19 protein-coding genes and 1 pseudogene are annotated in these 22,110 nt (G+C 43.9%); 3 read left to right on the top strand and 17 right to left on the bottom strand.

The genetic code is table 11. The features are described 5' to 3' along the window. The first annotated feature begins 404 nt into the window (after positions 1 to 404). Both HUX68_RS16880 and HUX68_RS16875 read left to right on the top strand, forming a co-directional pair. The gene (locus tag HUX68_RS16880) at positions 405 to 2,342 is read left to right on the top strand and encodes an ABC transporter ATP-binding protein (protein ID WP_174615890.1); all 1,938 of its coding nucleotides are present in this window, start codon (positions 405 to 407) and stop codon (positions 2,340 to 2,342) included. 2 nt (positions 2,343 to 2,344) lie between these two features. Further along, positions 2,345 to 3,193, top strand: a complete 849-nt coding sequence (locus tag HUX68_RS16875; RefSeq protein WP_174615889.1) for a serine/threonine protein kinase — start codon at positions 2,345 to 2,347, stop codon at positions 3,191 to 3,193. A 211-nt stretch (positions 3,194 to 3,404) separates the two neighbouring features. On the opposite strand, the gene HUX68_RS16870 is transcribed toward HUX68_RS16875, so the two are convergent. Together HUX68_RS16870 and rlmD are read right to left on the bottom strand one after the other, a co-directional pair. Then, positions 3,405 to 4,418, bottom strand: a complete 1,014-nt coding sequence (locus HUX68_RS16870; protein ID WP_174615888.1) for a tRNA dihydrouridine synthase — start codon at positions 4,416 to 4,418, stop codon at positions 3,405 to 3,407. A gap of 120 nt (positions 4,419 to 4,538) precedes the next feature. Continuing rightward, positions 4,539 to 5,906, bottom strand: coding sequence for a 23S rRNA (uracil(1939)-C(5))-methyltransferase RlmD (gene rlmD / locus HUX68_RS16865; RefSeq protein ID WP_174615887.1), 1,368 nt, complete (start codon positions 5,904 to 5,906; stop codon positions 4,539 to 4,541). 179 nt (positions 5,907 to 6,085) lie between these two features. Here rlmD and HUX68_RS16860 point away from each other — a divergent pair, with 179 nt between their 5' ends. Beyond that, positions 6,086 to 6,274, top strand: a complete 189-nt coding sequence (locus tag HUX68_RS16860) for a hypothetical protein (protein ID WP_174615886.1) — start codon at positions 6,086 to 6,088, stop codon at positions 6,272 to 6,274. A 34-nt stretch (positions 6,275 to 6,308) separates the two neighbouring features. On the opposite strand, the gene HUX68_RS16855 is transcribed toward HUX68_RS16860, so the two are convergent. From HUX68_RS16855 to HUX68_RS16785, 15 genes and pseudogenes are all read right to left on the bottom strand, one after another. Beyond that, positions 6,309 to 7,250, bottom strand: a complete 942-nt coding sequence (locus tag HUX68_RS16855) for a diacylglycerol kinase (RefSeq protein ID WP_174615885.1) — start codon at positions 7,248 to 7,250, stop codon at positions 6,309 to 6,311. Positions 7,251 to 7,431: 181 nt separating this feature from the next. Further along, positions 7,432 to 8,226, bottom strand: coding sequence for an ABC transporter ATP-binding protein (locus HUX68_RS16850; protein ID WP_174615884.1), 795 nt, complete (start codon positions 8,224 to 8,226; stop codon positions 7,432 to 7,434). Beyond that, positions 8,219 to 9,217: an ABC transporter permease gene (locus HUX68_RS16845; RefSeq protein ID WP_174615883.1), complete on the bottom strand. Its 999-nt coding sequence runs from the start codon at positions 9,215 to 9,217 to the stop codon at positions 8,219 to 8,221. The genes HUX68_RS16850 and HUX68_RS16845 overlap by 8 nt, the downstream gene beginning before the upstream one ends. A 76-nt stretch (positions 9,218 to 9,293) precedes the next feature. Next, the gene (locus tag HUX68_RS16840; protein ID WP_174615882.1) at positions 9,294 to 10,298 is read right to left on the bottom strand and encodes an ABC transporter substrate-binding protein; all 1,005 of its coding nucleotides are present in this window, start codon (positions 10,296 to 10,298) and stop codon (positions 9,294 to 9,296) included. Between the two features lie 234 nt (positions 10,299 to 10,532). Then, complete coding sequence (locus HUX68_RS16835) at positions 10,533 to 11,528, bottom strand: alpha-ketoacid dehydrogenase subunit beta (protein WP_425509547.1); 996 nt, start codon at positions 11,526 to 11,528, stop codon at positions 10,533 to 10,535. A gap of 557 nt (positions 11,529 to 12,085) precedes the next feature. Next, positions 12,086 to 13,144, bottom strand: coding sequence for a pyruvate dehydrogenase (acetyl-transferring) E1 component subunit alpha (gene pdhA / locus HUX68_RS16830; protein WP_174615880.1), 1,059 nt, complete (start codon positions 13,142 to 13,144; stop codon positions 12,086 to 12,088). A gap of 15 nt (positions 13,145 to 13,159) precedes the next feature. Next, positions 13,160 to 14,302 (bottom strand): annotated as a pseudogene (locus tag HUX68_RS16825) (Leu/Phe/Val dehydrogenase). Between the two features lie 258 nt (positions 14,303 to 14,560). Further along, positions 14,561 to 15,511, bottom strand: coding sequence for an NAD(P)H-dependent flavin oxidoreductase (locus tag HUX68_RS16820; protein WP_174615879.1), 951 nt, complete (start codon positions 15,509 to 15,511; stop codon positions 14,561 to 14,563). A 29-nt stretch (positions 15,512 to 15,540) separates the two neighbouring features. Continuing rightward, entirely contained in the window at positions 15,541 to 16,317 is a 777-nt protein-coding gene (locus HUX68_RS16815) for an enoyl-CoA hydratase-related protein (RefSeq protein ID WP_174615878.1), read from the bottom strand. Positions 16,318 to 16,339: 22 nt separating this feature from the next. Further along, positions 16,340 to 17,545, bottom strand: a complete 1,206-nt coding sequence (locus tag HUX68_RS16810) for an acetyl-CoA C-acyltransferase (RefSeq protein WP_174615877.1) — start codon at positions 17,543 to 17,545, stop codon at positions 16,340 to 16,342. Then, a complete protein-coding gene (locus HUX68_RS16805; protein WP_174615876.1) occupies positions 17,542 to 18,417 on the bottom strand; it encodes a 3-hydroxyacyl-CoA dehydrogenase in 876 nt (291 codons plus the stop codon). The genes HUX68_RS16810 and HUX68_RS16805 overlap by 4 nt, the downstream gene beginning before the upstream one ends. A gap of 255 nt (positions 18,418 to 18,672) precedes the next feature. After that, positions 18,673 to 20,196, bottom strand: a complete 1,524-nt coding sequence (locus HUX68_RS16800; RefSeq protein WP_174615875.1) for an aldehyde dehydrogenase family protein — start codon at positions 20,194 to 20,196, stop codon at positions 18,673 to 18,675. 38 nt (positions 20,197 to 20,234) lie between these two features. Beyond that, positions 20,235 to 21,020: an enoyl-CoA hydratase/isomerase family protein gene (locus tag HUX68_RS16795; RefSeq protein WP_174615874.1), complete on the bottom strand. Its 786-nt coding sequence runs from the start codon at positions 21,018 to 21,020 to the stop codon at positions 20,235 to 20,237. A 2-nt stretch (positions 21,021 to 21,022) separates the two neighbouring features. Further along, positions 21,023 to 21,799, bottom strand: a complete 777-nt coding sequence (locus HUX68_RS16790; RefSeq protein ID WP_174615873.1) for an enoyl-CoA hydratase/isomerase family protein — start codon at positions 21,797 to 21,799, stop codon at positions 21,023 to 21,025. Beyond that, a complete protein-coding gene (locus HUX68_RS16785) occupies positions 21,792 to 22,097 on the bottom strand; it encodes an EthD family reductase (protein WP_174615872.1) in 306 nt (101 codons plus the stop codon). The genes HUX68_RS16790 and HUX68_RS16785 overlap by 8 nt, the downstream gene beginning before the upstream one ends. Positions 22,098 to 22,110: the final 13 nt, after the last annotated feature.

Below are 22,110 nucleotides of genomic sequence, written 5' to 3'. Positions count from 1 at the left end.
GAGCTTCAGCGAAGAAAGTCAAAGCTACAGTAATAGTGACTCTTAAAAAAGTGCAAATTTTACTTACCATTGAAAGGAGGCTTTAAAATGACTTACTTTGACGGTCTTAATCCAGCTGCTGCAGAGGTTTCCAGCGTTAGCTTCAGTGAAGAAAGTGTTAGCTACAGCAATAGTGATTCTTAAGAAGTTCATAAATTTTGATCTTACCATTGAAAGGAGGCTTTAAAATGACTTACTTTAATGGACTTAACCCAGCTGCTGCAGAGGTTTCCAGCGTTAGCTTCAGCGAAGAAAGTGTTAGCTACAGCAATAGTGATTCTTAATTTGAGCAGTTCAGAACACTTGAACACTTGAAGTGCGGCTCCTTTCGAGAGGAGCCGCTTATTCATTCGGGGGTGAGATGAATGGAAAATAGAAAACAACGAATGAAGGGGAAAAAAAATCAACATCCAGTTTTCCAAAGCTTTAAAAGTCTGTGGAAAATAGAAAATACGGATGATAATCTTATATCTGAATCTCCTCCGGTTCCAGTGAAAGAGGTATTCCGCAGGTTTTGGCCGTATGCTCGTCCCTACCGTTTTTGGATTTTGTTAAGTTTACCGTTAATTGCGCTTCAGCCAATCGCTCAGTCTGGAACAGTCTGGCTTTTGCAGGTTTTTATCGATCGTGTGCTCACAGCCGGGGATGTCAGTCTCATCTATTGGCTCATTCTTTCGTACCTGGGACTCACATTGCTTTACGGTATCCTTTATTTCAGCGGGACCTACCTTTCTAATTGGGTCGGGGAAAATTTTGTTTTTTCCTTAAGAAGAAGTCTTTTTGAACATCTGCAAGGACTATCGCTTAACTTTTTTGAGAATAGTAAACTGGGGGATATTATTTCAAGAATCTCCAGGGATATTGCCTCCATTGAACGTCTGGTGATAACCGGGGCAACCTCGGCCATTTCCTATATATGTCAGATTGTTGTTTTTATTAGTATACTGTTTTTCATGCAATGGAAATTGGCGGGAGTTACTCTCATTGTTGTTCCGCTCTTTTATGTGGTTACCCGTTTTTTCTCAAGACGGATTAAAATAGCTTCACGTGAGCGAACAAGCAGAGAGGGAGCAATCAGCGCGGTGTCTGAGGAATGTTTTTCCAATGTGGCTCTAATGCAGGCATATAATCAGCAGGATGCAGAAAGTGAACGGTTCAGCCTGCAAAACCAGCGCAGCTTCAAGGCTAAAATGCTGAAAGTACGTTTGAAGGCAGCATTTACGCCAGTAATAAGTCTCATCGAAATGGCCGGAACGCTTGTGGTAATGACTGTTGGGGCCTGGCTTCATTTCAATGGTGAGCTTACGTTGGGAACACTTATCGCCTTTGCAGCGTTGTTAAGCAAATTATACAGTCCTGTACGGGGACTAAGCAAATTATTAAATACCATCTATTCCGCCTCGGCAAGTGCTGAGAGAGTAATCGAATATATGGAGAAAAAGCCCATGGTGAAAGAATCTCCCTATGCATTGAATCATCCTGCAGGTCGTGTCGAATTCGATCATGTCTCTTTTTCTTATCCGGATAAGTCTAAAAATATTCTTTCCAATGTTTCATTTCGAATCGAACCCGGTGAATCCATTGCCCTCGTTGGTTCAAGCGGGGTAGGAAAATCGACTATCGTTAAATTGCTCATGCGTTTCTATGACCCGACCAGCGGCAGGATTCTACTTGATGGAAATGTACTAAAAGGATTAAAACTTAATTCACTCAGGGAAAATGTGGCTGTGCTTTTTCAGGAATCACTGATTTTTGATGGTACAGTTAGAGAAAATATCGCATATGGGAAACCGGGAGCAACAGATGAAGAGATTGTAAGAGCTGCCAAATCCGCTGATGCTCATGAGTTTATTCAAGAAATGGCAAACGGATATGACACACAGGTAGGACAAAAAGGTAGAAATATATCCGGCGGACAGCAACAACGTCTGGCGATTGCCAGATCTATGATACGAAATGCCCCTATCCTGATTCTCGATGAACCGACAGAAGGGCTTGACGGCAATTCTGAAAAACGTCTTATAGATCCAATGAAGCGACTGATGAAGGAAAAGGCAACCCTTATCATCACGCATAACTTAAGAAGCGCTGCCGCTGCAGACCGAATTCTATATCTTAAAGATGGAGAAGTGAAGGAAAGCGGTACACACGAAGAATTACTTATTCAAAACGGGGAATATGCCAGGCTCTATCGTATCCAACAAGAGGAAAAGCAACATGAAACGACAGTCCCGTCTGCAGATGACACCCCTGATAATGAAGGAAGCAATGTTAGATCAATAACAACAAAGGAGCTGGTATAGTTATGATTGTTCAACAAAAAAATGAGTTGGAAAGCACCGAAAATATTGATCCACTGCTGAAGGGAGACCCCCTAATCCCGGGTTATACAGTCATCCATCATATGAGACGCGGAAGAGATTGCGATGTTTACTACGTATGGAGTGAGCAGCGGTTCACTGGTTGTATTGCAAAAACCCTCCAGCCCGAAGCACAGAACAATGAAGATGCACGACAGCGGCTTATACAGGAAGGCGAATGTTTAAAGTCCCTTTCCCACCCTAATTTGGTTCGTGGTTACGAAATAATTGCCAATCCAGTACCTGTATTGATACAAGAAACGTTAACAGGTGAGACACTTTCTCATTTGATTAGAAACATTACAAATGAAAACAAAGCACTGCCAATCAAGCAATTGTCGCATCTTGGCATGCAGCTGTGCTCGGTCGTCCATTATCTTCATCTGAACGATCTTTTACATCTTGACCTTAAACCGTCTAATATCATTTCCCAGCCGCCACTCGCGAAGGTTATTGACCTTAACCTGTGCGCGGCACCCGGAGAAATTAGAAAAGGAACCGGGACAAAGCAGTATATGTCGCCTGAACAGGCAGGCGGAGATGTCTTAACAACAGCTGCTGATGTATGGGGGATAGGTGCAGTACTATTTTTTGCAGCAACTGGAAAACGACCGTTTCAGTCTTTTGAAGAAGGAAAATATGAGCAGCTCGAAAGACCAGCGAAATCCGTGAAAACCTACCGTGATATGGATGATTCTTTAGCGAACCTGATTGACCAATGTCTTCATATAGTCCCGCAACAGCGACCTAATTTAAGAGAAATCTATAATATTTTACATTTATATATAGCGTAGGATACTGGAACCTGATCAAAATAACATAATTCTTTAAGGTGGTGTCTCCCCAACTGAAACATGTTAATAACGGCTATTAAACACTTTAACAATTTATTAATTATCCGGCACGATTTCAACAATTATTTTCCGAAAAAAGGAACACCCTATTAGTCCTGGCTAACATAGGTGTTCCTTTTATATCTCTTAACCTAACAATCCCGTTCACACACTAAGGAAGGTTTGAATACTGGGACACTTCTTGTTCCCTCGTACCATTAACATCCTGTTGTCCAAAGTCATCGAGCAATGCACGCACTTCATCTGTAGACTCTGCATCCATCAATTGATTTCTTAATTCACTTGCCCCTCGGAACCCGCGGATATAAATCTTAAAAAAGCGACGAATCGGTTTAAACGGACGGGCTTCAAATTGTTGTGAATATTTATCATGAAGATTAAGCTGCAGCCTTAAGAGATCAAGCAATTCATTACTGCTATGTTCTTTCGGTTCCTTTTCAAAGGCAAATGGATTTTTAAAAACTCCACGCCCAATCATAACACCGTCAACACCGTATTTATTAGCAAGCTCCAAGCCAATTTGACGGTCAGGAATATCGCCATTGATTGTCAAAAGGGTATCCGGTGCTATCTCATCACGAAGTTTTTTAATTTCCGGAATCAGTTCCCAATGAGCATCCACTTTGCTCATTTCCTTTTTCGTACGCAGGTGAATGGAAAGATTGACGATGTCCTGTTCCAATAAATGTCTCAACCAGTCGCGCCATTCATCTACATTCGTATAACCAAGTCTTGTCTTCACACTTACAGGCAAACCGCCTTCTTTAGCTGCCTGGATGATATCTGCTGCAACATCCGGACGACGGATAAGGCCGCATCCTTTCCCTTTCGGTGCTACATTGGGAGCAGGGCAGCCCATATTGATATCCACCCCCTGGAATCCTTGTTCCGCCATACCAATACTCATTTGCCGAAAGTGTTCCGGCTTATCCCCCCATATATGTGCTACCATTGGCTTTTCATCCTCTGTAAAAGTCAAACGCCCGCGCACACTATAGATCCCTTCTGGGTGACAAAAACTCTCTGTATTTGTAAATTCTGTAAAAAACACGTCCGGTCTGGCTGCTGCGCTTACCACATGGCGAAAAACAACATGTGTCACATCTTCCATTGGTGCCAGTACAAAAAACGGACGTGGTAAATTACGCCAAAAATTATCTTTCATAATAAATTCAGTTCCTCTCATTATGGGACATAAAAAAGTGAAGATGTCCCTGCTTCCTTTACACTTATACCATGTATAAGCACTTTTTATCAAACTGATTTGTTTATATTGACTGTAATATCATCTCTCAAGCCAACAAACACACTCAACGTGCGGTGTTTGCGGAAACATATCAACCGGCTGCACTTCTTGTGTTTTAAAACCGCCATCTTCTAAAATGCGCAAGTCACGTGCCAATGTGGATGGATTGCAGGAAACATAGACTATTCGCTTCGGCTGCATTTCAATCATTGCCTGAAGCAACTCCTCGTCACAGCCTTTACGCGGCGGGTCAACCACAATAACATCCGGATCCAGTCCCTGCGCTTTCCACCATGGCATGACTTTTTCCGCTTCACCCACATAGAATTCCGCATTTGTGATACCATTCATTTTTGCATTTTTCTTGGCACCAGTGATAGCTTCAGGTACGACTTCCACACCGTAAACTTTCTTCGCCTGCTGTGCCAAAAATAATGAAATCGTTCCGATCCCGCAATACGCATCGACTACTGTATCTTTACTATCTATGTCCGCATACTCCAGTGCTTTATCATAAAGCGTCTTCGTCTGGAGTGGATTGACCTGGTAGAATGATTTGGCTGAAATCGCAAAACTTATGTCACCGATTTTGTCATGAATATATTCATCGCCCCAGATTAATTTCGTCTTATCCCCCATGATGGCATTTTTCCGCTCACTATTAACATTTTGGACAATCGATTTTATGTGAGGGAATTTATCAGTTAATGCCTTGACAATTTCTTCTTGGTGCGGCAGCTTATCTGTCCTTGTGACCAACACAACCATAATATCTTTTGTTTCCTTACCTGTTCGCACCATAATATGACGCAGCACACCTTCATGCCTTACTTCATTATATGCTTTTATACCAAGTCTGTTGGCAATTTCACGGATTGTCTTAACAACTTCATTAATTACTTGGTTATGGGTTGTGCACGTTTCCGTATTTTCAATAATCCGGTGGCTGCGTCTTTGATAAAACCCGGTTATGAGTTCACCGTTCTTCTCACCAACCGGAATCTTCGCCTTATTTCGGTAATGTAATGGATTATCCATTCCGATAATCGGGTGGACGGGAACATGTTCCAGGTGGGCAATTTTTTTCATCGCATTCTTTACCTGGTTTTGCTTCATCTCAAGCTGCAGCTGATAACTCATATGCTGCAGACCGCATCCGCTGCATTTGATATCACATACCGGTTCAATACGCTCTGGACTTTCTTTGGTCAGCTCCAGCAACTTGCCGAAACCAAAGTTTTTATTTACTTTAACGACCTTCACCGTACCTTCTTCACCGGGTAATGCACGCGGAACGAATAATGGATAACCATTAATCTTCCCGACACCACTGCCCTCGTGGGTTAGGTCTTCAAAATAGAGTGTGATTGTTTCATTTTTTTTAACAGGAACAGTTTGTTTACTCATGGGTACCTTCCTTTTCGTTCAAACTTATGGTTTACATCTTATCATACCTGAAAATTGAATTTGAGAAGTATTGCTCATGGAAAAATATAATATTAAAATTAATCTATACTGAATCTGCAATGTGTGGGTTTTATTCCAACTTTGGACAACATATATTAAGTGCTGAGGGAGGTGCATTTATGGAGGCAATACCTTTTGTAGCTGCATTCATTCCATTAATTATCATGTGTCTCATATACATAGGAATATTAGCGCTGATTATCTGGTTTGCGATAACTTTCATCAAAACGCAAAAGGAACGGAATACAATACTACAATCCATTTCCGATAAGCTTGATTACCTGGAAAAGAAGCATACTGGTCTGTAAACCGGAAATAGAAGAAGATCCATCTCCCCTTATACTACCGGGATGATGGATCTTCTTCCATTTCAGCCGCAAACTTTTCCATTTCCACAAATTTATCTGGAACAAAGAATTCGATATGCTGCTGCAAATTGGTAAATGTACCCGGAAGCAGTCCACCGAATTCACCATCTACATTCAGTTGCATTTTTTCATCCGTTGTAACGTTCACCTGCTTGGCTTGCGCATAGATAATATGTTTATCTTCCAAATGTGCTCCGCGCATTGCCAGACTTGCGATACGGACAAATTCTGCCAGATTGGCATGCTTAATGATGATAAGGTCAAAGTAGCCGTCATTAGCTTTGGCATCTGGTGCAAGCTTTTCAAAACCACCGACAGAATTGGTGTTGGAAACGAGAAAAAGCATAATATCCTCATCAACTACATTGCCGTCATATTCAATTCTCGCCCGGGTCGGCCTTAGCGATGGAAGCATCTCAATGCCTTTCATGTAATAAGCCATATGCCCCAGCATTGTTTTTAACTTGCTTGGAACCTCATACGTTAATTCCGTCAATTTACCGCCGCCCGCTATATTCATGAAATAATGATCATTGACCCGACCAATGTCAAGGAGCATGGACTGTCCTCCCAGGATAATATCAACAGCCTTTTTAATATCACGAGGGATTAATAATGCCCGGGCAAAATCATTTGTCGTGCCCGTCGGAATAATGCCGAGCTTGGGACGGTATTCCTGTTCTGCAAGTCCATTGATGACTTCATTTATAGTTCCGTCACCGCCAGCAGCTACAACCAAATCAAAGTGTCGTTCCACCGCTGTTTTTGCCGCATTAACAGCGTCTCCCTCACCAGTTGTTGCATGTGTGGATGTTTCATACCCGGCAGCTTCAAAACGTTCCAAAACAGTTGCCAGTTCTCTTCTAAACGCTTCCCGGCCGGATGTCGGATTATAAATAATACGTGCTTTCTTCATCTTGTTTCCCCCCCATGTTTCCGAAAAACTATTAAAAAGGCGGATTAATTTCTGCATACAAGGTATATCATAGCTTCTTTTTGTCCATTTGAAAAGGGGAAAGTAATGCTAAGTACTTAACTGCTAAAAATAAAAGGCGGGATGCCATTCCAACCCGGAAAACATCCCCGCCTTTTTTTCTCTAACCCAGGACAGCTCGATCGCTTTCAAATTGTGCCCCGCGTATACGCTGAAATTCTTTTAACAGATCCTGAATTGTCAGCTTTTGTTTTTCTTCACCAGCGATATCCAGAATAATCTGTCCTTTATCCATCATAATCAACCGGTCGCCTAAATCAAGTGCCTGTTGCATATTATGCGTGACCATCAAAGTTGTTAACTCATACTTTTTTATAACATCGTCCGTTAATGTTGTAATCAATTCAGCACGGGAAGGATCTAGTGCTGCCGTATGCTCATCAAGAAGCAGAATATTTGGTTCGGTGAACGTTGCCATCAACAATGATAAAGCTTGCCGCTCACCTCCGGAAAGAAATCCCACTCTGGCATTCAGCCGGTCTTCCAGCCCCAGATTCAAGCTGGATAACGTCTCTTTGAACATATCCTTCCTTTTTTTTGAAACACCGGGAACCAGTCTCCGTTTTTTGTTGCGGGCATATGCCATTGCCAGATTTTCCTCAATTGTCATAGAAGGTGCGGTTCCTGCCATTGGATCCTGGAACACCCGGCCAATGAATTTGGAACGTTTGTATTCCGGCAGATGAACGACATTTTTTCCGTTAATGTTTACTTCCCCGATATCCGGAATCAGGTTCCCGCTGACAACATTCATCAACGTTGATTTGCCGGCACCATTACTGCCAATCACAGTGACAAATTCACCCTTGTCCATGTTCAGCTCAACATCCTGCAATGCCTTTTTTTCATCTGGTGTCCCTTCATTAAATGTAACGGAAATATCCTTCATGCTAAGCACCCTTATGCACCTCCCCGGACTTACTCTGCTGCAATTTAATCTGTTTTGCCACACGGCGCTTTTTCTCTTTTCTAGCGTGCATGTATTTTGGCGCAACAAGCGCAACAATTACGAGTAAAGCAGTAATCATTTTCATATCACCGGTTTCCAAAAATCCAACCCGAAGTGCCATGGCCACAACTATACGATAAATAATGGCTCCGCCGATTACAGCTAAAGTAGCCCTGGCAATCGTTTTGGTTCCGAACAGTGCCTCCCCGATAATGACCGAAGCAAGGCCGATAATAATCATTCCAATACCCATGTTAACATCAGCAAATCCGCCATGCTGGGCAATTAAACCTCCAGAGAAAGCAACTAGCGCATTTGATAGTCCAATCCCGACAATAATCAATGAATCTGTGTTAGCGGATAAACTTCTGATCATCACCTGATTATCACCTGTTGCACGAAGCGCCAATCCGACCTCTGTTTTCAAATAATAATCAGTCAAAAATTTGATGGCCAGGGTTACTGCGATCATAATCAGCACTATGCTCCAGGTTGGCGGAGCATTATTGGCGCCAAAAAATGTGAACAATCCATTCAATATAGGATCAAGTCCGGTTTTTCCCCAAAGTGACTCCAATTGTTTAAAAACAGTTGATTCACTCAACAGCGATAACGTAGGCTGCCCCATTATCCGCAGATTAATGGAATAGAGGGCAATCATCATGAGAATCCCTGAAAGCAGTGCATTAATATTTCCTTTTGCATGAAGAATCCCGGTAATACATCCTGCCAAAAACCCCGCCATTCCAGCCAGCAGACTCGCAATGATCGGATGGACTCCGCTTATAATGGAAATCGCGGCGACCGCTGCACCTGTTACAAAGCTCCCGTCAACAGTCAAGTCGGGGAAATCCAGAATGCGGAAGGATAAATAGACTCCCAGAGCCATAATTGCATAGATAATCCCTAGTTCAACCGCGTTAAATACAGATAGAAACATATTTTCCTCCTTCGCGCAATCTACTTTTGAAGAAAAAAGCAGGGACTTTTTAATTTGTCCCGGCTTCTGTCATAAGCTACTTCTCTTCCACAAATTTTGCCTCATCCCAGTCACTGTTCCACTCAATCCCTTGTTTTTCTGCAGCTTGTTTATTAATATACAATTCGATTTTAGGAGGATACTCGACCGGAATATCTGACGTATTCTTTTCACCGGTCAAAACCTTTACAGCCATTTCGCCGGTCCGGTAACCAATATCATAATAAGAAATTCCATACGTAGCGAATCCGCCTTTTTCAAGTGAATTCGGCTCCCCTACAATTAATGGAATATCCTGTTCATTAGCAACGCCGACAACTGTCTCCAGCGCGGAAACAACGGTATTATCGGTTACAACATAAATAACGTCAGCTCCACTTACAATTGTTGATGCAGCCTGCTGTACCTCAGCGGAATTGGCAACGGTGCGTTCTTCAAAGCTTAAACTTGTTCCCTCTGCAGCCTTCTTGACGGCCTCAATCTGTGAAACCGAGTTTTGCTCCCCAGCGTTATAAATTAACCCGACGGTGGCACCTTCAAAATACTTATCAATAAATTCAACTGTCTTCTTAATGGCATCCGGATGAAGATCCGTTACCCCGGTAATATTCTCACCAGGCTTATCCATTCCTTCAACTAATCCGGCACCGACCGGGTCAGTTACTGAAGTAAACAAAATCGGGATTTCCTTTGTTGCCTGCAGCGCGCCCAATGCACTTGGGGTAGAATTGGCAAATATCAAGTCCACACCATCAGTAACAAATTTATTGCTGATTGCACTGACATTGTTCATATCGTTCTGTGCACTTTGATAATCATACTCGACGTTCAATCCTGCTTCTTTAATTGCGTCTTTGAAGCCCTTGTAGGCAGCATCGAGCGATGGATGTTCCAGAATTTGAGTTGCCCCGATGGTGTACGTTTCACCGGATTCATCACTGCCCCCTTGAGAATCTTCTGCTCCAGAAGATTCATTCGAACCACATGCAACAAGCATCATGATGCCAAATAACATAACCAATAACAGTAAGCCTTTCTTCATCTGCATATTCCTCCATTTCATTTTGGATTTTAGAAAACTTGGCTTATCGCCAGACCTTGACAGCAAAGGTCTTAGTTGACTTGTGCAGCCAGTAAAATATTATTACTTTCCCAACTGCCGAAAAATTCAATAATCTAATTGTACAACTTTTTTATCAGAATGGAAATACTCCGTGATGAAGATTTTTGTGGAATAATCAGGATGTAAGACTTATCGGGAGGCTGCAATGCCCCCCTAAAAATTAAATGCTTTCTCAATACTGTTCAGCACCCGTTTGGCATTTGGTAAATAATAGTCCTCCAGAGCGAAAAACGGGACCGGTACATCATAACCTGCGACCCTTTCAATTGGAGCACGCAAATACAGAAATGACGTATCGTTTATAACAGAAGCTATATGCTCTCCAACTCCTCCGGTTGCATGAGCTTCATGAACAATAACCGCCCTGCCTGTTTTCTTGACTGACTCAGCGATAATCTTCTGATCAAGCGGATATAAAGTCTGCACATCAATTATGTCACAGGAAATTCCTTTCTGCTCCGCTTTCTTTACTGCTTTCTCAACAACGGGAATCATTGCACCCCAGGCAATCACACTTATATCTGTTCCTTCGTTGAGCTGTCTACCTTTTCCGATTTCTGTTTCATATTTCCGGATTGGAACATCTTCTCTGGAAGCCCGGTAATTGTGCATTGGTTCGAGAAACAGAACAGGATCCGGATCTTCAATCGCTGAAATCAACAGACCTTTAGCCTGTATCGGTGATGATGGACAAACTACCTTCAGACCAGGCATATGAGTGAAAATCGCTTCCATGCTGTCTGAGTGTACTTCCGGTGCGCGAATTCCCGCACCATACGGCGCCCTGATAACCATCGGTACACTAAAATGCCCCATCGTTTTCATACGGATTCTTGAAACGTGTGTCATGATCTGATTATACGCCGGGTAAATAAACCCCATGAACTGGATCTCAGCGATGGGTTTAAATCCATTAACTGCAAGCCCCACGGATGTTCCGACGATTCCCGATTCGGCGAGCGGGGTGTCAACAACCCGGTCCTCCCCAAAGCTTTCCTGCAACCCATCCGTTGCACGGAAGACGCCTCCATTTTTACCTACATCTTCCCCAAGTACAAGTGTGCTTTCGTCCAGCTCCAGCATTGTTTTCATCGCATCATTAATTGCCTGAATCATCGTCATTGGTTTAACTGCCTCACGCTTTTTCATTTCCCGTTGCCAATCAATAGCCAAAATCATTCCTCCTTCAAGCTTTAACCGGTTATATTTTTCAGTTAAAATATTTGGGTTGTCACAAGAAGCTGGGACAAAGATGTTTTATCAAAAGAAAAAACGAATTAACTTAATTGATGGGTTCAGCCGCTCCGGAAATATACTTCGCTTTCACTTTCGAGCATAAGTGCGACATCAGCTCAAGGAAATCACTTTCGCTGTGTCTTCTTTACCGCGGGCGGCTGTTGAGCCTCTCCGTGCTGACGCACTTCAGAGTCTCACCTAGGCCTCTGCTCTAGGCCGCTGAAAAAGTCCATTAAAATTCGATGGTTGAAAATCCAATCCCAAATTTCATGCTAAAAATTATATGGAAGTGGGAGATAGCAGCTGAAAATAATTCAATTTCAGCACTTAAAGTGGGAAAATTAATTTCCAAAATATGTTTTTCAGCAGCCTAGCCTCTGCTCCCGCAGGAGTCTACGTATATTTCCTCCGCTAAAGTAGTGCATTATTCGTCTTTTCTGATACACATATTTGTTTTGTCCCACCCCCTTCTATTCTTCCTTATCTGCCAGCGCAAGAAAGGATTCTTTTTGTTTCAGAAGCTGCTCCGGAAGTTCGGAATATAAATGATCGAACATGTCCTCGGCTTTTGCATCAGGATACTTTTCCATCGCCGCAATAGCCTGATCAACTTCATCTTTCAGCGAAGATTTGATTTCACCGATTTTCTGTTCATTCCACATATCATGCTTTTTCATATACCGCTCCAGGCGCACCAGTGGATCAATGATATTTTTTCCTTTATCAGCAGGTCGGTATTTGCCTGGGTCATCTGCGGTGGTATGTGCCCCGGCACGCCACGTAACTGCTTCAATTAATGTTGGGCCATTGCCGGTCCGGGCCAGTTCAACCGCTTTTTTTGTTTCAAAATAGACAGCCAGACAATCATTACCATCCACCCGGACACTGCGCATATCATACCCGGCTGCTTTCTGAGCAATTGTTTTGGAATGTGTTTGTTTTTCAAAAGGAACGGAAATCGCGTAGCCGTTATTCTGGTTAAATAATATTGTAGGGGTCTGAAATACACTGGCAAAATTCATTCCTTCATGAAAATCACCTTCTGACGTTGCTCCATCACCGAAGTAGGCAATCGCAACACGATCTGTCTTTTTTCTTTTTTCTGCCCATGATGCGCCTACCGCGTGCGGAATCTGACTGGCTATTGGTACTGCCGGCGGAAAAATATTTTTCCCCTCAGGTGGTACACATCCTTCTATCCGCCCGTTCCAATACAAAAACATTCGTGTCATATCCGCTCCATATGTCAGAGTTGCCCCGTGATCGCGGTAGGTCGGAAAAATCCAGTCACCTTCCCCCATAGCAAGCGCGCTTCCCACCTGTGCAGCCTCCTGTCCGCCAAACGGCGGATACGTCCCAATTCTGCCCTGACGCTGCAAACTAATGGCTTTCTGATCAAATGTCCGAATCCGGTACATATGATAGTACAGCTTTTCGATAAGTGTCGCGTCTAAATCAGATGTACAGGAACCATCAACGAGTACCCCGTTATCATCCATCATTTGTTTAATCGGGTAGTTTAACCCCATATCGTCTTCCCCCTCTTAACTCCGAATATCCCACTTTGGCTTAACAGACCGTGTATAAAAATTATTTCGTCTGCCCCTTGATTCCAGTACGTTTTCACAAATATGGTTTGCTGCCGTAATGGTTGACTCACCACTTTTTTCCGCTTGATGGTAAACATCCAGTAAAGCATTATAAATTTCCTTTGTTTTCATAAGTACTCTTTCTTTGTTTGCACCATACAGTTCATCGGCCACCTGAATCAGGCCGCCTGAATTGATAATATAATCCGGAGCATACAGGATACCCCTGTTTGCAAGTTCCGCACCATGCTGCTCTGTCTGCAGCTGGTTATTCGCCGATCCGGCAATTGCTTTGACCCATAATTCATTTATCGTCTGATCGTTAATGACCCCGCCGAATGCGCAAGGTACAAATACATCCGCATCCTATGAATAAATTTCATTACTCCGAACAAAACGGGCCACACCTGGGCTGGTTTCCGCCTTTCGTAAAATGGCGTTCACGTTCTTTTTACTTATATCTGTTACATAAATTTCCGCACCTTCGTCAAGAAGACTTGCTGCCACTTTATATCCAACCTTGCCAAGTCCCTGTATAGCATAAACCGCCCCTGACAGATCATCATTTCCAAACAGCATTTTATTCGTCGCCTTTAACCCATGCAATACTCCTGTCGCAGTCGGAATCGATGAGTCACCCCCGCCGCCGTAAACTTCCGGAACACCAACAATATTATTTGTTTCCTTCATGGCGTACACAAAGTCATCCATATTGGTTCCCATGTCAGTTCCGGTATAAAAACGTCCTCCTAGAGACTCAACATACTGTCCGAAACTGCGGAACAGTTCCGGTGATTTATCTGTATCGGGGTTACCGATAATAACAGCCTTTCCGCCGCCAAAATCGACATCCGCCGCTGCACACTTATAAGTCATTCCTTCCGCCAGCCGCAGCACATCCTCAAGTGCCTCATCAAGATTGGAATACTGCTGCATCCGGCAGCCGCCGAGTGCCGGGCCCAGCGTTGTGTTATGTATGGCTATAATTGCCCGCAGTCCTGCTTCAGGATCATTGCAGAAGATAACCTGCTCATGTTCGGACATTTTATCGAGCAGTGCAAAATCCTCCGTAACGGATGAATCCTTTACCAACCCCATAATCATCCTCCTACTATCGTATTTCAGTACTTTTAACACCATTATTAAAGCGCTTACAAAATTATTTTTATATAACGTTATTCAAACGTTATTTTACCACTGTGTGATAGTATCGTCAATATTTTTTGAAATGTTACCACTTTTAAAACAAAGGAACGGACATCCGAACAGAAATGTAAGAACCGTTTCCAACTATGAAAGAACCATTATTACGCACAAAGTGGTGTGTTTAGCTAATCTTCTTTTTAGTCCGGGTTTTTACTCCAACAAACCCGACATATTCTCCAATTGTTTCTTTGCACCATTTACCATCCCATCGATAACTTCCTGTACAGTCATAACGCGCTCAATTAAGCCTGTTACCTGACCGGCATTCATAAATCCATGTTCCAAATCTCCGTCAAGCGCACCTTTCTTATGCTGAAGTTCCGATGTCATCGTACTGTACTGCTCAAGGGACATACCATTCATCTCAAGTTCCTGTAATTGTTGGGCATAATCGGTATTCAAAATACGCCGCATCCGGCCATAGGTTCTACCGATAAGTATTGTCCCGAATCCTTCTGATGCAACAAGCCCCTTCTTATAAACATCGTGAAAAGGTGCTTCTTTTGTTGAAATAAGACACGTTCCAAGCTGCACACCCGATGCTCCGAGGGCAAGTGCTGCTGCCAATCCCCTCCCATCACCTACACCGCCGGCGGCTATCACCGGCACACTGACATTACGGCTGACCTGGGGAATCAGGGTGAATGTTGTCAGCTCCAAATTGGAATTAATTCCAGCAGCCTCAAATCCTTCAGCAACAATAATGTCAGCACCAGCTGTTTCCGCCTTTTTGGCATGCTTAACGGAAGCAACCACAGCTAGAACTTTAACATTGTGTTCACGCAGAACAGGGATATAACCTGCCGGGTTCCCGGCTGATAAAGAAACAACTGGTACATTATATTCTGTTACTAATTGAATTAATTCCTCAACGTGCTCCGAAACATTTATGGCAATGTTGACAGCAAACGGTTTATTCGTCCGTTCTGTCGTTTCTTTAATAATTTTTTCAACCTGCTTTGGTGTCATCGTGCCACACCCGATTGTCCCAAGCCCTCCGGCTTCAGACACAGCTGCAGCGAGCTGGGCATTGCTGATATTCCCCATTCCGCCCTGAACAATCGGATAGGTTATTCCAAGAGTCTTACAGACCGGATTCATCGTCACCACTCCTTTGACTTCACGGTTATCTATTTTCCTTTAAATTCCGGATTTCGTTTTTCATTAAATGCGGCAAGTGCCTCAAGTCGGTCTTCGGTTGGAATCGTTAATTCATACGCTTTCGCTTCCATTTCCATTCCGGTTTGCAAGTCTGTGTTCATTCCACTGGTAATTGCATACTTCGCTTGTTTTACTGCAACCGGGCCATTCTTCATTATATCAGCAGCAAGCTGCAGACAAGTATCATGCAATTCACGCTTCCCTACAATCTTCAAAAGAAGTCCCATTTCAAGCGCCTCCTCAGCGGAGACTTTTTTGGCAGTAAGAATCAGTTCTTTTGCCTTCATTTCGCCAACCAATCTTGGCAGACGCTGCGTTCCACCGGCTCCAGGGATAATTGCCCAGTTCGTTTCGGTGAGTCCCATTACGACCCCGTTTGCAGCGATAGAAAAGTCACAAGCCAGCATCAGCTCAAAGCCGCCTCCAAATGCATAACCATTTACAGCAGCTATTGTTGGCTGCGGCAATGAGGCAATACTGTTAAAGACATCCCGGATTAATTTTACATTTCGTCGGACTTCCTTTTCGTTAAGTGTTTTTCGTTCTTTCAAATCAGCACCAACACTAAATGATTTATCACCTGCCCCGGTAAATAAAACAACTTTAACCTCCGGATCAAGATGGACTTCTTCAACGACTTCCCGAAGCCGTGAGAGTGTTATGTAGTCAAAACAGTTCAATACTTCTTCCCTGTTAATGGTTACAAATGCAATATTATTTTTCTTTTGCAAAAGTATAGTCGACATAAGGACAGCCCCTTCAACTTTTCTAATCCCCGGCATTCTCTACAATAGTTGCAATTCCCTGGCCAACCCCGACACACATTGTAGCCAAACCGTATCTTGTCTTTTGCTTTTTCATCTGGTGGATAAGCGTTGTTAAAATCCGTGCGCCGCTTGCACCGAGCGGATGGCCAAATGCAATTGCTCCTCCGTTAACATTTACTTTCTGTTGGTCAAGTTCAAGCTGGCGAATACATTCAAGCGACTGAGAAGCAAATGCTTCATTCAGCTCGACCAAATCGATATCCTTCACACTAAGATCTGATCGTTTCATCGCTTTCCGGCTTGCATAAATCGGACCAAGCCCCATAATTCTCGGTTCGAGTCCCGCCGCAGCACCAGCAACATATTTCACCAATGGTTTGAGTTCTAACTCACTGGCTTTTTCAGCACTCATTACAAGCAATGCGGATGCCCCGTCATTAACACCGGACGCATTTCCCGCTGTAATCGTACCATTTTCAAAGAGCGGTCTGAGTTTACGGAGTTTTTCCGGTGATGTTTCCGGACGCGGATGTTCGTCGGTATCAACTGTAATTTCACCTGCTTTTCGATCTGTGTAGGTGACAGGTACAATTTCGTCAGCGAACTGGTTATTTTCCATCGCCTTTTTCGCCCGCATCTGACTCTGGTAGGCAAATTTGTCTTGTTCTTCACGGCTAATCCCAAATTGTACCGCAACATTTTCAGCAGTTTGCGGCATGGAATCTGTCCCAAATGATTTTTCCAATTCAGGATTTATAAAACGCCATCCAATGGTCGTGTCATAAAGTTCCTGGTTACCGCGCGGAAAAGCTTTATCCGGCTTGGGCATTACCAGCGGCGCCCGCGTCATGCTTTCAGTTCCACCGGCAATAAAGATATCGCCCTCTCCGGCAGCTATTGCCCGTGCAGCATACATGACTGCATCAAGACTTGATCCGCACAGACGATTAATCGTTGTACCACCTGCCTGAACGGGAAGTCCGGCAAGCAATCCTGCCATTCTGGCGACATTACGGTTATCCTCACCAGCCTGATTGGCATTTCCAAGCACAACATCTTCAATTTCTGCTGCTGGCAGTCCTGGATTCCGATCCAGCAGCGCTTTAATAACAACAGCGCCCAGATCATCGGGGCGGACATGCTTTAAGGCGCCCCTGTATCTGCCAATTGGCGTGCGGACAGCATCAACGATAACAACTTCTTTCATTTTTTTACCAACTCACTTTTTTCCGTATAATCATATACACCTTTACCGGATTTCCGACCCAGCCGGCCAGCTTTCACATATTGCTCCAAAAGAGGTGCCGGACGATACTTTTCACCAAGGGTTTCATGTAAATACTTCAAATTATTCAGCCGCGCATCCAACCCGACAAGATCACCAAGCTCCAGTGGCCCCATCGGATAGTTCAAACCAAGTTTAATGGCTTTATCAATATCTTCCGCAGTCGCCACACCTTCCTGCAACATAAGGAATGCTTCATTTCCGACCAGCGCACTGATTCGGCTCGTCACAAAACCCGGAAACTCATTCACCTCCACCGTTTCCTTGCCCATTTGTTCAGCCACGGATCGAATAGCAGCAACTGTTTCCCCATCTGTATCCAGTCCTTTGACCATTTCCACAAGACGCATTCGGTGAACCGGATTAAAAAAATGCATGACAGCAAACTGACCCGGACGATTTGTGTACGACGCAAGCTCGGTTGGACTGATTGTCGATGTATTGGAAGTCAAAATCGCATGATCCGGGGCATTCGCCGAAGCAGTTTCCATGACACTTTTTTTCAGGTCACGTTTTTCCGGTACAGCTTCAATGATAAAATCTGCAGTTTCGGATGCTTCTTCAAGTACAAACGACGTATGAAGATTAGCCGTCAAATCTCCCGCTTGTTCACTGGTCACTTTCCCAATCTTCATCCCCTTTTCAGAGGTCCGTTTTGCATAAGTTATTGCTTCCTCCAGCTTTTCACCGGAGACATCCACCAGTGTCGTGGAAAAACCGGCAAGGGCGGAGACATATGCTATCCCACGCCCCATTACACCGGCTCCCACAACAGTTATATTTTGAACTGTCATGGCAAAACTTCCTTTCTGTTATTTTGGTTAAATCTATCATTTCGTTTTGTGGATTTCTTCACCGTATTATATCTACCGCCGTACTTTTCTGGGAATCCGCTGTATAAAAGTACAATAGCGCTGTACTTTAGCCCAAAGCCGCTGTATAAAAGAGAGAGTCCGCTGTACAAGAGGGCAAAGTCGCTGTACAAAAATAATTACCGGCGGTTGGAATAGGCGAGTCCCCGCAAAGAAGGTGTGAACTTCAAAAAAGTTCTACACACCAAATGGATTTAACGGCTTGGATCCGTAGTATGAAAGGACACTCTTATCCTCCATATACAGATCAAGGGATTCAACAGCCAGTTCACGTCCGAAGCCGGATTCCTTGTAACCCCCAAATGGTGTCCCCGGAAATGCGGAAAACGGTGTATTTACCATAACAATACCGGCCTGAATCTGATGGGCTACACGAGTCGCCCGTGCCTGGTTTGTCGTCCAGATAGCCGAACCAAGTCCATATTTTGTATCGTTCGCACGCTTGACGACTTCTTTTTCGTCCGTGAACTTTTCAACAACGACGACTGGTCCGAAGATCTCTTCTTTTACCGCCTTCATATCCGGTGTAACATCGGTAATGACAGTTGGTTCATACCAGTGGCCATTTTCAAACCCTTCGACATGCATAACTTTTCCACCTGTCGCGATGGTTGCGCCTTCTTCTTTGGCAGACTGAACATATCCATCAATAACTTCAAGCTGATTATTGCTGATGATGGAACCTAAATGAGTCCCCTTATCAAAAGGATCACCAGACTTCAGCCTTTTCGTTTTCTTAATAAACCTCTCCATGAATTCGTCATAAATGGATTCGTGTACAAACATACGTGACCGTGCCTCACACGACTGTCCCGTATTGAAGTAAATACCGAATAAAGAACCGGCTACTGCAGCTTCCATATCTGCATCCTCAAACACAATATTAGGTGATTTTCCACCAAGTTCGAGTGTAACCCGCTTCAGCGTGTCAGATGCTTTTCCCATAATATCCTTGCCGGTTGGTGTGGACCCTGTAAAAGCCACCTTATTGACATCCTCATGTTTCACAAGATAATCCCCAACAACCTGTCCGGATCCCGGAACGGTATTGATCACCCCTTCCGGAACGCCTGCTTCATGACAAATTTCATTCAGAAGGATAGCGGTTACCGGGGTTAGACTTGCCGGTTTCACGACAACAGAACACCCCGCTGCAAGTGCCGGAGCAATTTTCCATGCTGCCATCATCATCGGATAATTCCACGGGATAATCTGCGCACATACCCCAACAGGCTCTTTATGTGTATAGTTGAAAAAGCCGTATGGCATGTTATTTACAGTACCGCGATGGCCGACAATTGCCCCTGCGTAAAATTCAAAGTCTTCAATAGCCTGATTCACCTGTACCTGCGCTGCTCCAATTGATTTACCGCTGTTCAGAACTTCCATTTCGATGAGTTCCTTGATCCGTTCCCGCATAAGTTGTGCAACTTTATTAAGTACTCGTGAACGTTTTCCAACCGGATACTTGCGCCATTTACCATGATCAAAAGCATTCCGGGCTGCCTGAATTGCCTTTTCCGCATCTTCTTCATGAGCTTTTGCTACGGTCGCCAGCACTTCTCCTTTTGCCGGATCATAGGTTTCAAACGTTTTGCCTGTACTTCCTTCAACACGCTCTCCGTTAATGATCATTGCATAATGATTTCGTTTCATTTCTCCAACTTCTGTAATCTTTTCCACATTTACTGTTTGCGCCATGAAAAAACTCCTCCCCTGATATTAGTGTGTTTTCTTTTTTATTTTCCGGTGAATTCCGGATTCCGTTTCTCCTGAAAGGCTCTTAGTCCTTCCTGATGGTCGTCAGTCATCCCGGAAATCCGCTGTGCCTGCGCTTCATTTTCCAAGAAGTCCTCATACGGCTGATGCATTCCGTCTTGCATGTAACGTTTGATCAAAGCAAAGGCCTTTGTCGGCATGGCAGCAACTGAATTGGAAAACTGCTGTACTTTTTCATCCCAGTTATGCGGGTCAATGACTTCGGTTGCCAAACCAAGCTGTAATGCCTCTTCACCGGTTATTGGTTTCCCCAACACCGCGATTTCCAGCGCTTTAGCATAGCCGACAAGGCGCGGAAGGGCGTACATAAAGCCGGAATCCGGGACAAGCCCGATATTCATAAATGCACTGATAAATTTCGTCTTTGGCTGAACCAGTCTGAAGTCCGCCGCCAACGCCAGACTCATTCCCGCCCCGGCTGCTGTGCCGTTTACGGCTGCGATAATCGGTTTTGGAAATTCTTTGATAGCCTTCATCATTGGATGGTAGCGTTTACGAAGAAATTCCGCATGGTTGGTATTTTCATCTACTCCACCCAAATCTTCCCCCGCGCAGAAAGCCTTACCATTACCTGTAATGACCACACACCGGATAGCATCATTTTTAGCGGCTGATTTCAGTGCATGTGTGATTTCCTTATTCATCTCAGTCGTAAAAGCGTTATATGCTTTCGGCCGGTTCAATTTGATGGTTGCAATGTTGTTTTCAGATATATACTGTATGGTCTGATAGTCCTCGGAAACCATTTCTACACCCCTTTAAACGAAGGTCGCCGCTTATCCATAAACGCCTGCATACCTTCTTTTTGATCATTCGAGTCAAATGCGAGGTAAAAATTTTTCCGCTCCAATTTCATCCCATCAGTTAAGGAAAGTTCTTCAGCTTTATGTACCGCCTCTTTGATGAGTCTTAGTGAAATTGGTGCCTGGTTCGCCAATTGCTTTGCTAATCGCATTGTTTCCTCTTCCAGCATTTCCGGAGCAACCACGCGATTGATCACACCAAACCTCTCCGCTTCGGCTGCGCTCATCGATTCACCAAGCCAAATCCATTCCAATGCTTTTCGTTCACCCATGGCTTTTGTTAAAAATTGGGTTCCGCCTGCTCCCGGCATAACACCTAGTTTGACTTCCGGAAAGCCGAATTTAGCCTTCTCGCCGGCAATAATCAAATCACAGTGAAGAGCCAGCTCAAATCCACCGCCAAGGGCAAAACCATTGACAGCCGCAATTAACGGTTTTTTAATGAGCGTTATCCGATCCCAGACGGCAAAAGGGTCCAAAAGCTCAAGTGACAATGGACTATCCTCCAGCATCTCCTCGATATCTGCACCGGCTGCAAAAAACTTCTCATGCCCCTTCACAACAATGACACGGACAGTTTCATCACGGTCAAGCACTTCCATTTCTCCAACTATTTCATCGACCATTTTTCTATTCAACGCATTGGAAACGTCGGGCCGGTCGAGTTGAATCACACCAATACCCTCTTCTTTGACGACATTGATATGTGCATATTCACCCATCGATTTCTTCACCAATCATTAAGGTTACAAGATCACCGGCAAACTCCATGACATCTTTTCCGGATGCCTTCCCTTCATCGGTTTTCATTGCTTGTTGAAGGGACTCCTTGTCATCATAAAACATTTCACAAAGCAGATAATAATCACTCTTACCCATTGGTGATCCAACTATTTTGGTCACTTTCATTTCCCTAAGGCCCGGAATCTCTTTTGTAATTGGTGTGTGTACATTAAAATAATGTTCATCGAATTTTTCCTTATCCTCAGGCTGTTTATACAAAGCTATCAATTTAGTCATCTAAAAACCTCCT

The sequence above is a fragment of the Virgibacillus ihumii genome (assembly GCF_902726655.1).
Classification (GTDB): domain Bacteria; phylum Bacillota; class Bacilli; order Bacillales; family Amphibacillaceae; genus Lentibacillus; species Lentibacillus ihumii.
The sequence above is the reverse complement of the archived record's forward strand: the minus strand, read 5'-3'. Positions and strand labels throughout refer to the sequence as shown.

Excerpts from the sequence above, each read along its gene's own strand:
- HUX68_RS16880 (WP_174615890.1), top strand. The coding sequence starts at position 405 with ATGGAAAATAGAAAACAACGAATGAAGGGGAAAAAAAATCAACATCCA.
- HUX68_RS16875 (WP_174615889.1), top strand. The coding sequence starts at position 2,345 with ATGATTGTTCAACAAAAAAATGAGTTGGAAAGCACCGAAAATATTGAT.
- HUX68_RS16870 (WP_174615888.1), bottom strand. The coding sequence starts at position 4,418 with ATGAAAGATAATTTTTGGCGTAATTTACCACGTCCGTTTTTTGTACTG.
- rlmD (WP_174615887.1), bottom strand. The coding sequence starts at position 5,906 with ATGAGTAAACAAACTGTTCCTGTTAAAAAAAATGAAACAATCACACTC.
- HUX68_RS16860 (WP_174615886.1), top strand. The coding sequence starts at position 6,086 with ATGGAGGCAATACCTTTTGTAGCTGCATTCATTCCATTAATTATCATG.
- HUX68_RS16855 (WP_174615885.1), bottom strand. The coding sequence starts at position 7,250 with ATGAAGAAAGCACGTATTATTTATAATCCGACATCCGGCCGGGAAGCG.
- HUX68_RS16845 (WP_174615883.1), bottom strand. The coding sequence starts at position 9,217 with ATGTTTCTATCTGTATTTAACGCGGTTGAACTAGGGATTATCTATGCA.
- HUX68_RS16840 (WP_174615882.1), bottom strand. The coding sequence starts at position 10,298 with ATGAAGAAAGGCTTACTGTTATTGGTTATGTTATTTGGCATCATGATG.
- HUX68_RS16835 (WP_425509547.1), bottom strand. The coding sequence starts at position 11,528 with ATGAAAAAGCGTGAGGCAGTTAAACCAATGACGATGATTCAGGCAATT.
- pdhA (WP_174615880.1), bottom strand. The coding sequence starts at position 13,144 with ATGGGGTTAAACTACCCGATTAAACAAATGATGGATGATAACGGGGTA.
- HUX68_RS16820 (WP_174615879.1), bottom strand. The coding sequence starts at position 15,511 with ATGAATCCGGTCTGTAAGACTCTTGGAATAACCTATCCGATTGTTCAG.
- HUX68_RS16815 (WP_174615878.1), bottom strand. The coding sequence starts at position 16,317 with ATGTCGACTATACTTTTGCAAAAGAAAAATAATATTGCATTTGTAACC.
- HUX68_RS16810 (WP_174615877.1), bottom strand. The coding sequence starts at position 17,545 with ATGAAAGAAGTTGTTATCGTTGATGCTGTCCGCACGCCAATTGGCAGA.
- HUX68_RS16805 (WP_174615876.1), bottom strand. The coding sequence starts at position 18,417 with ATGACAGTTCAAAATATAACTGTTGTGGGAGCCGGTGTAATGGGGCGT.
- HUX68_RS16800 (WP_174615875.1), bottom strand. The coding sequence starts at position 20,196 with ATGGCGCAAACAGTAAATGTGGAAAAGATTACAGAAGTTGGAGAAATG.
- HUX68_RS16795 (WP_174615874.1), bottom strand. The coding sequence starts at position 21,020 with ATGGTTTCCGAGGACTATCAGACCATACAGTATATATCTGAAAACAAC.
- HUX68_RS16790 (WP_174615873.1), bottom strand. The coding sequence starts at position 21,799 with ATGGGTGAATATGCACATATCAATGTCGTCAAAGAAGAGGGTATTGGT.
- HUX68_RS16785 (WP_174615872.1), bottom strand. The coding sequence starts at position 22,097 with ATGACTAAATTGATAGCTTTGTATAAACAGCCTGAGGATAAGGAAAAA.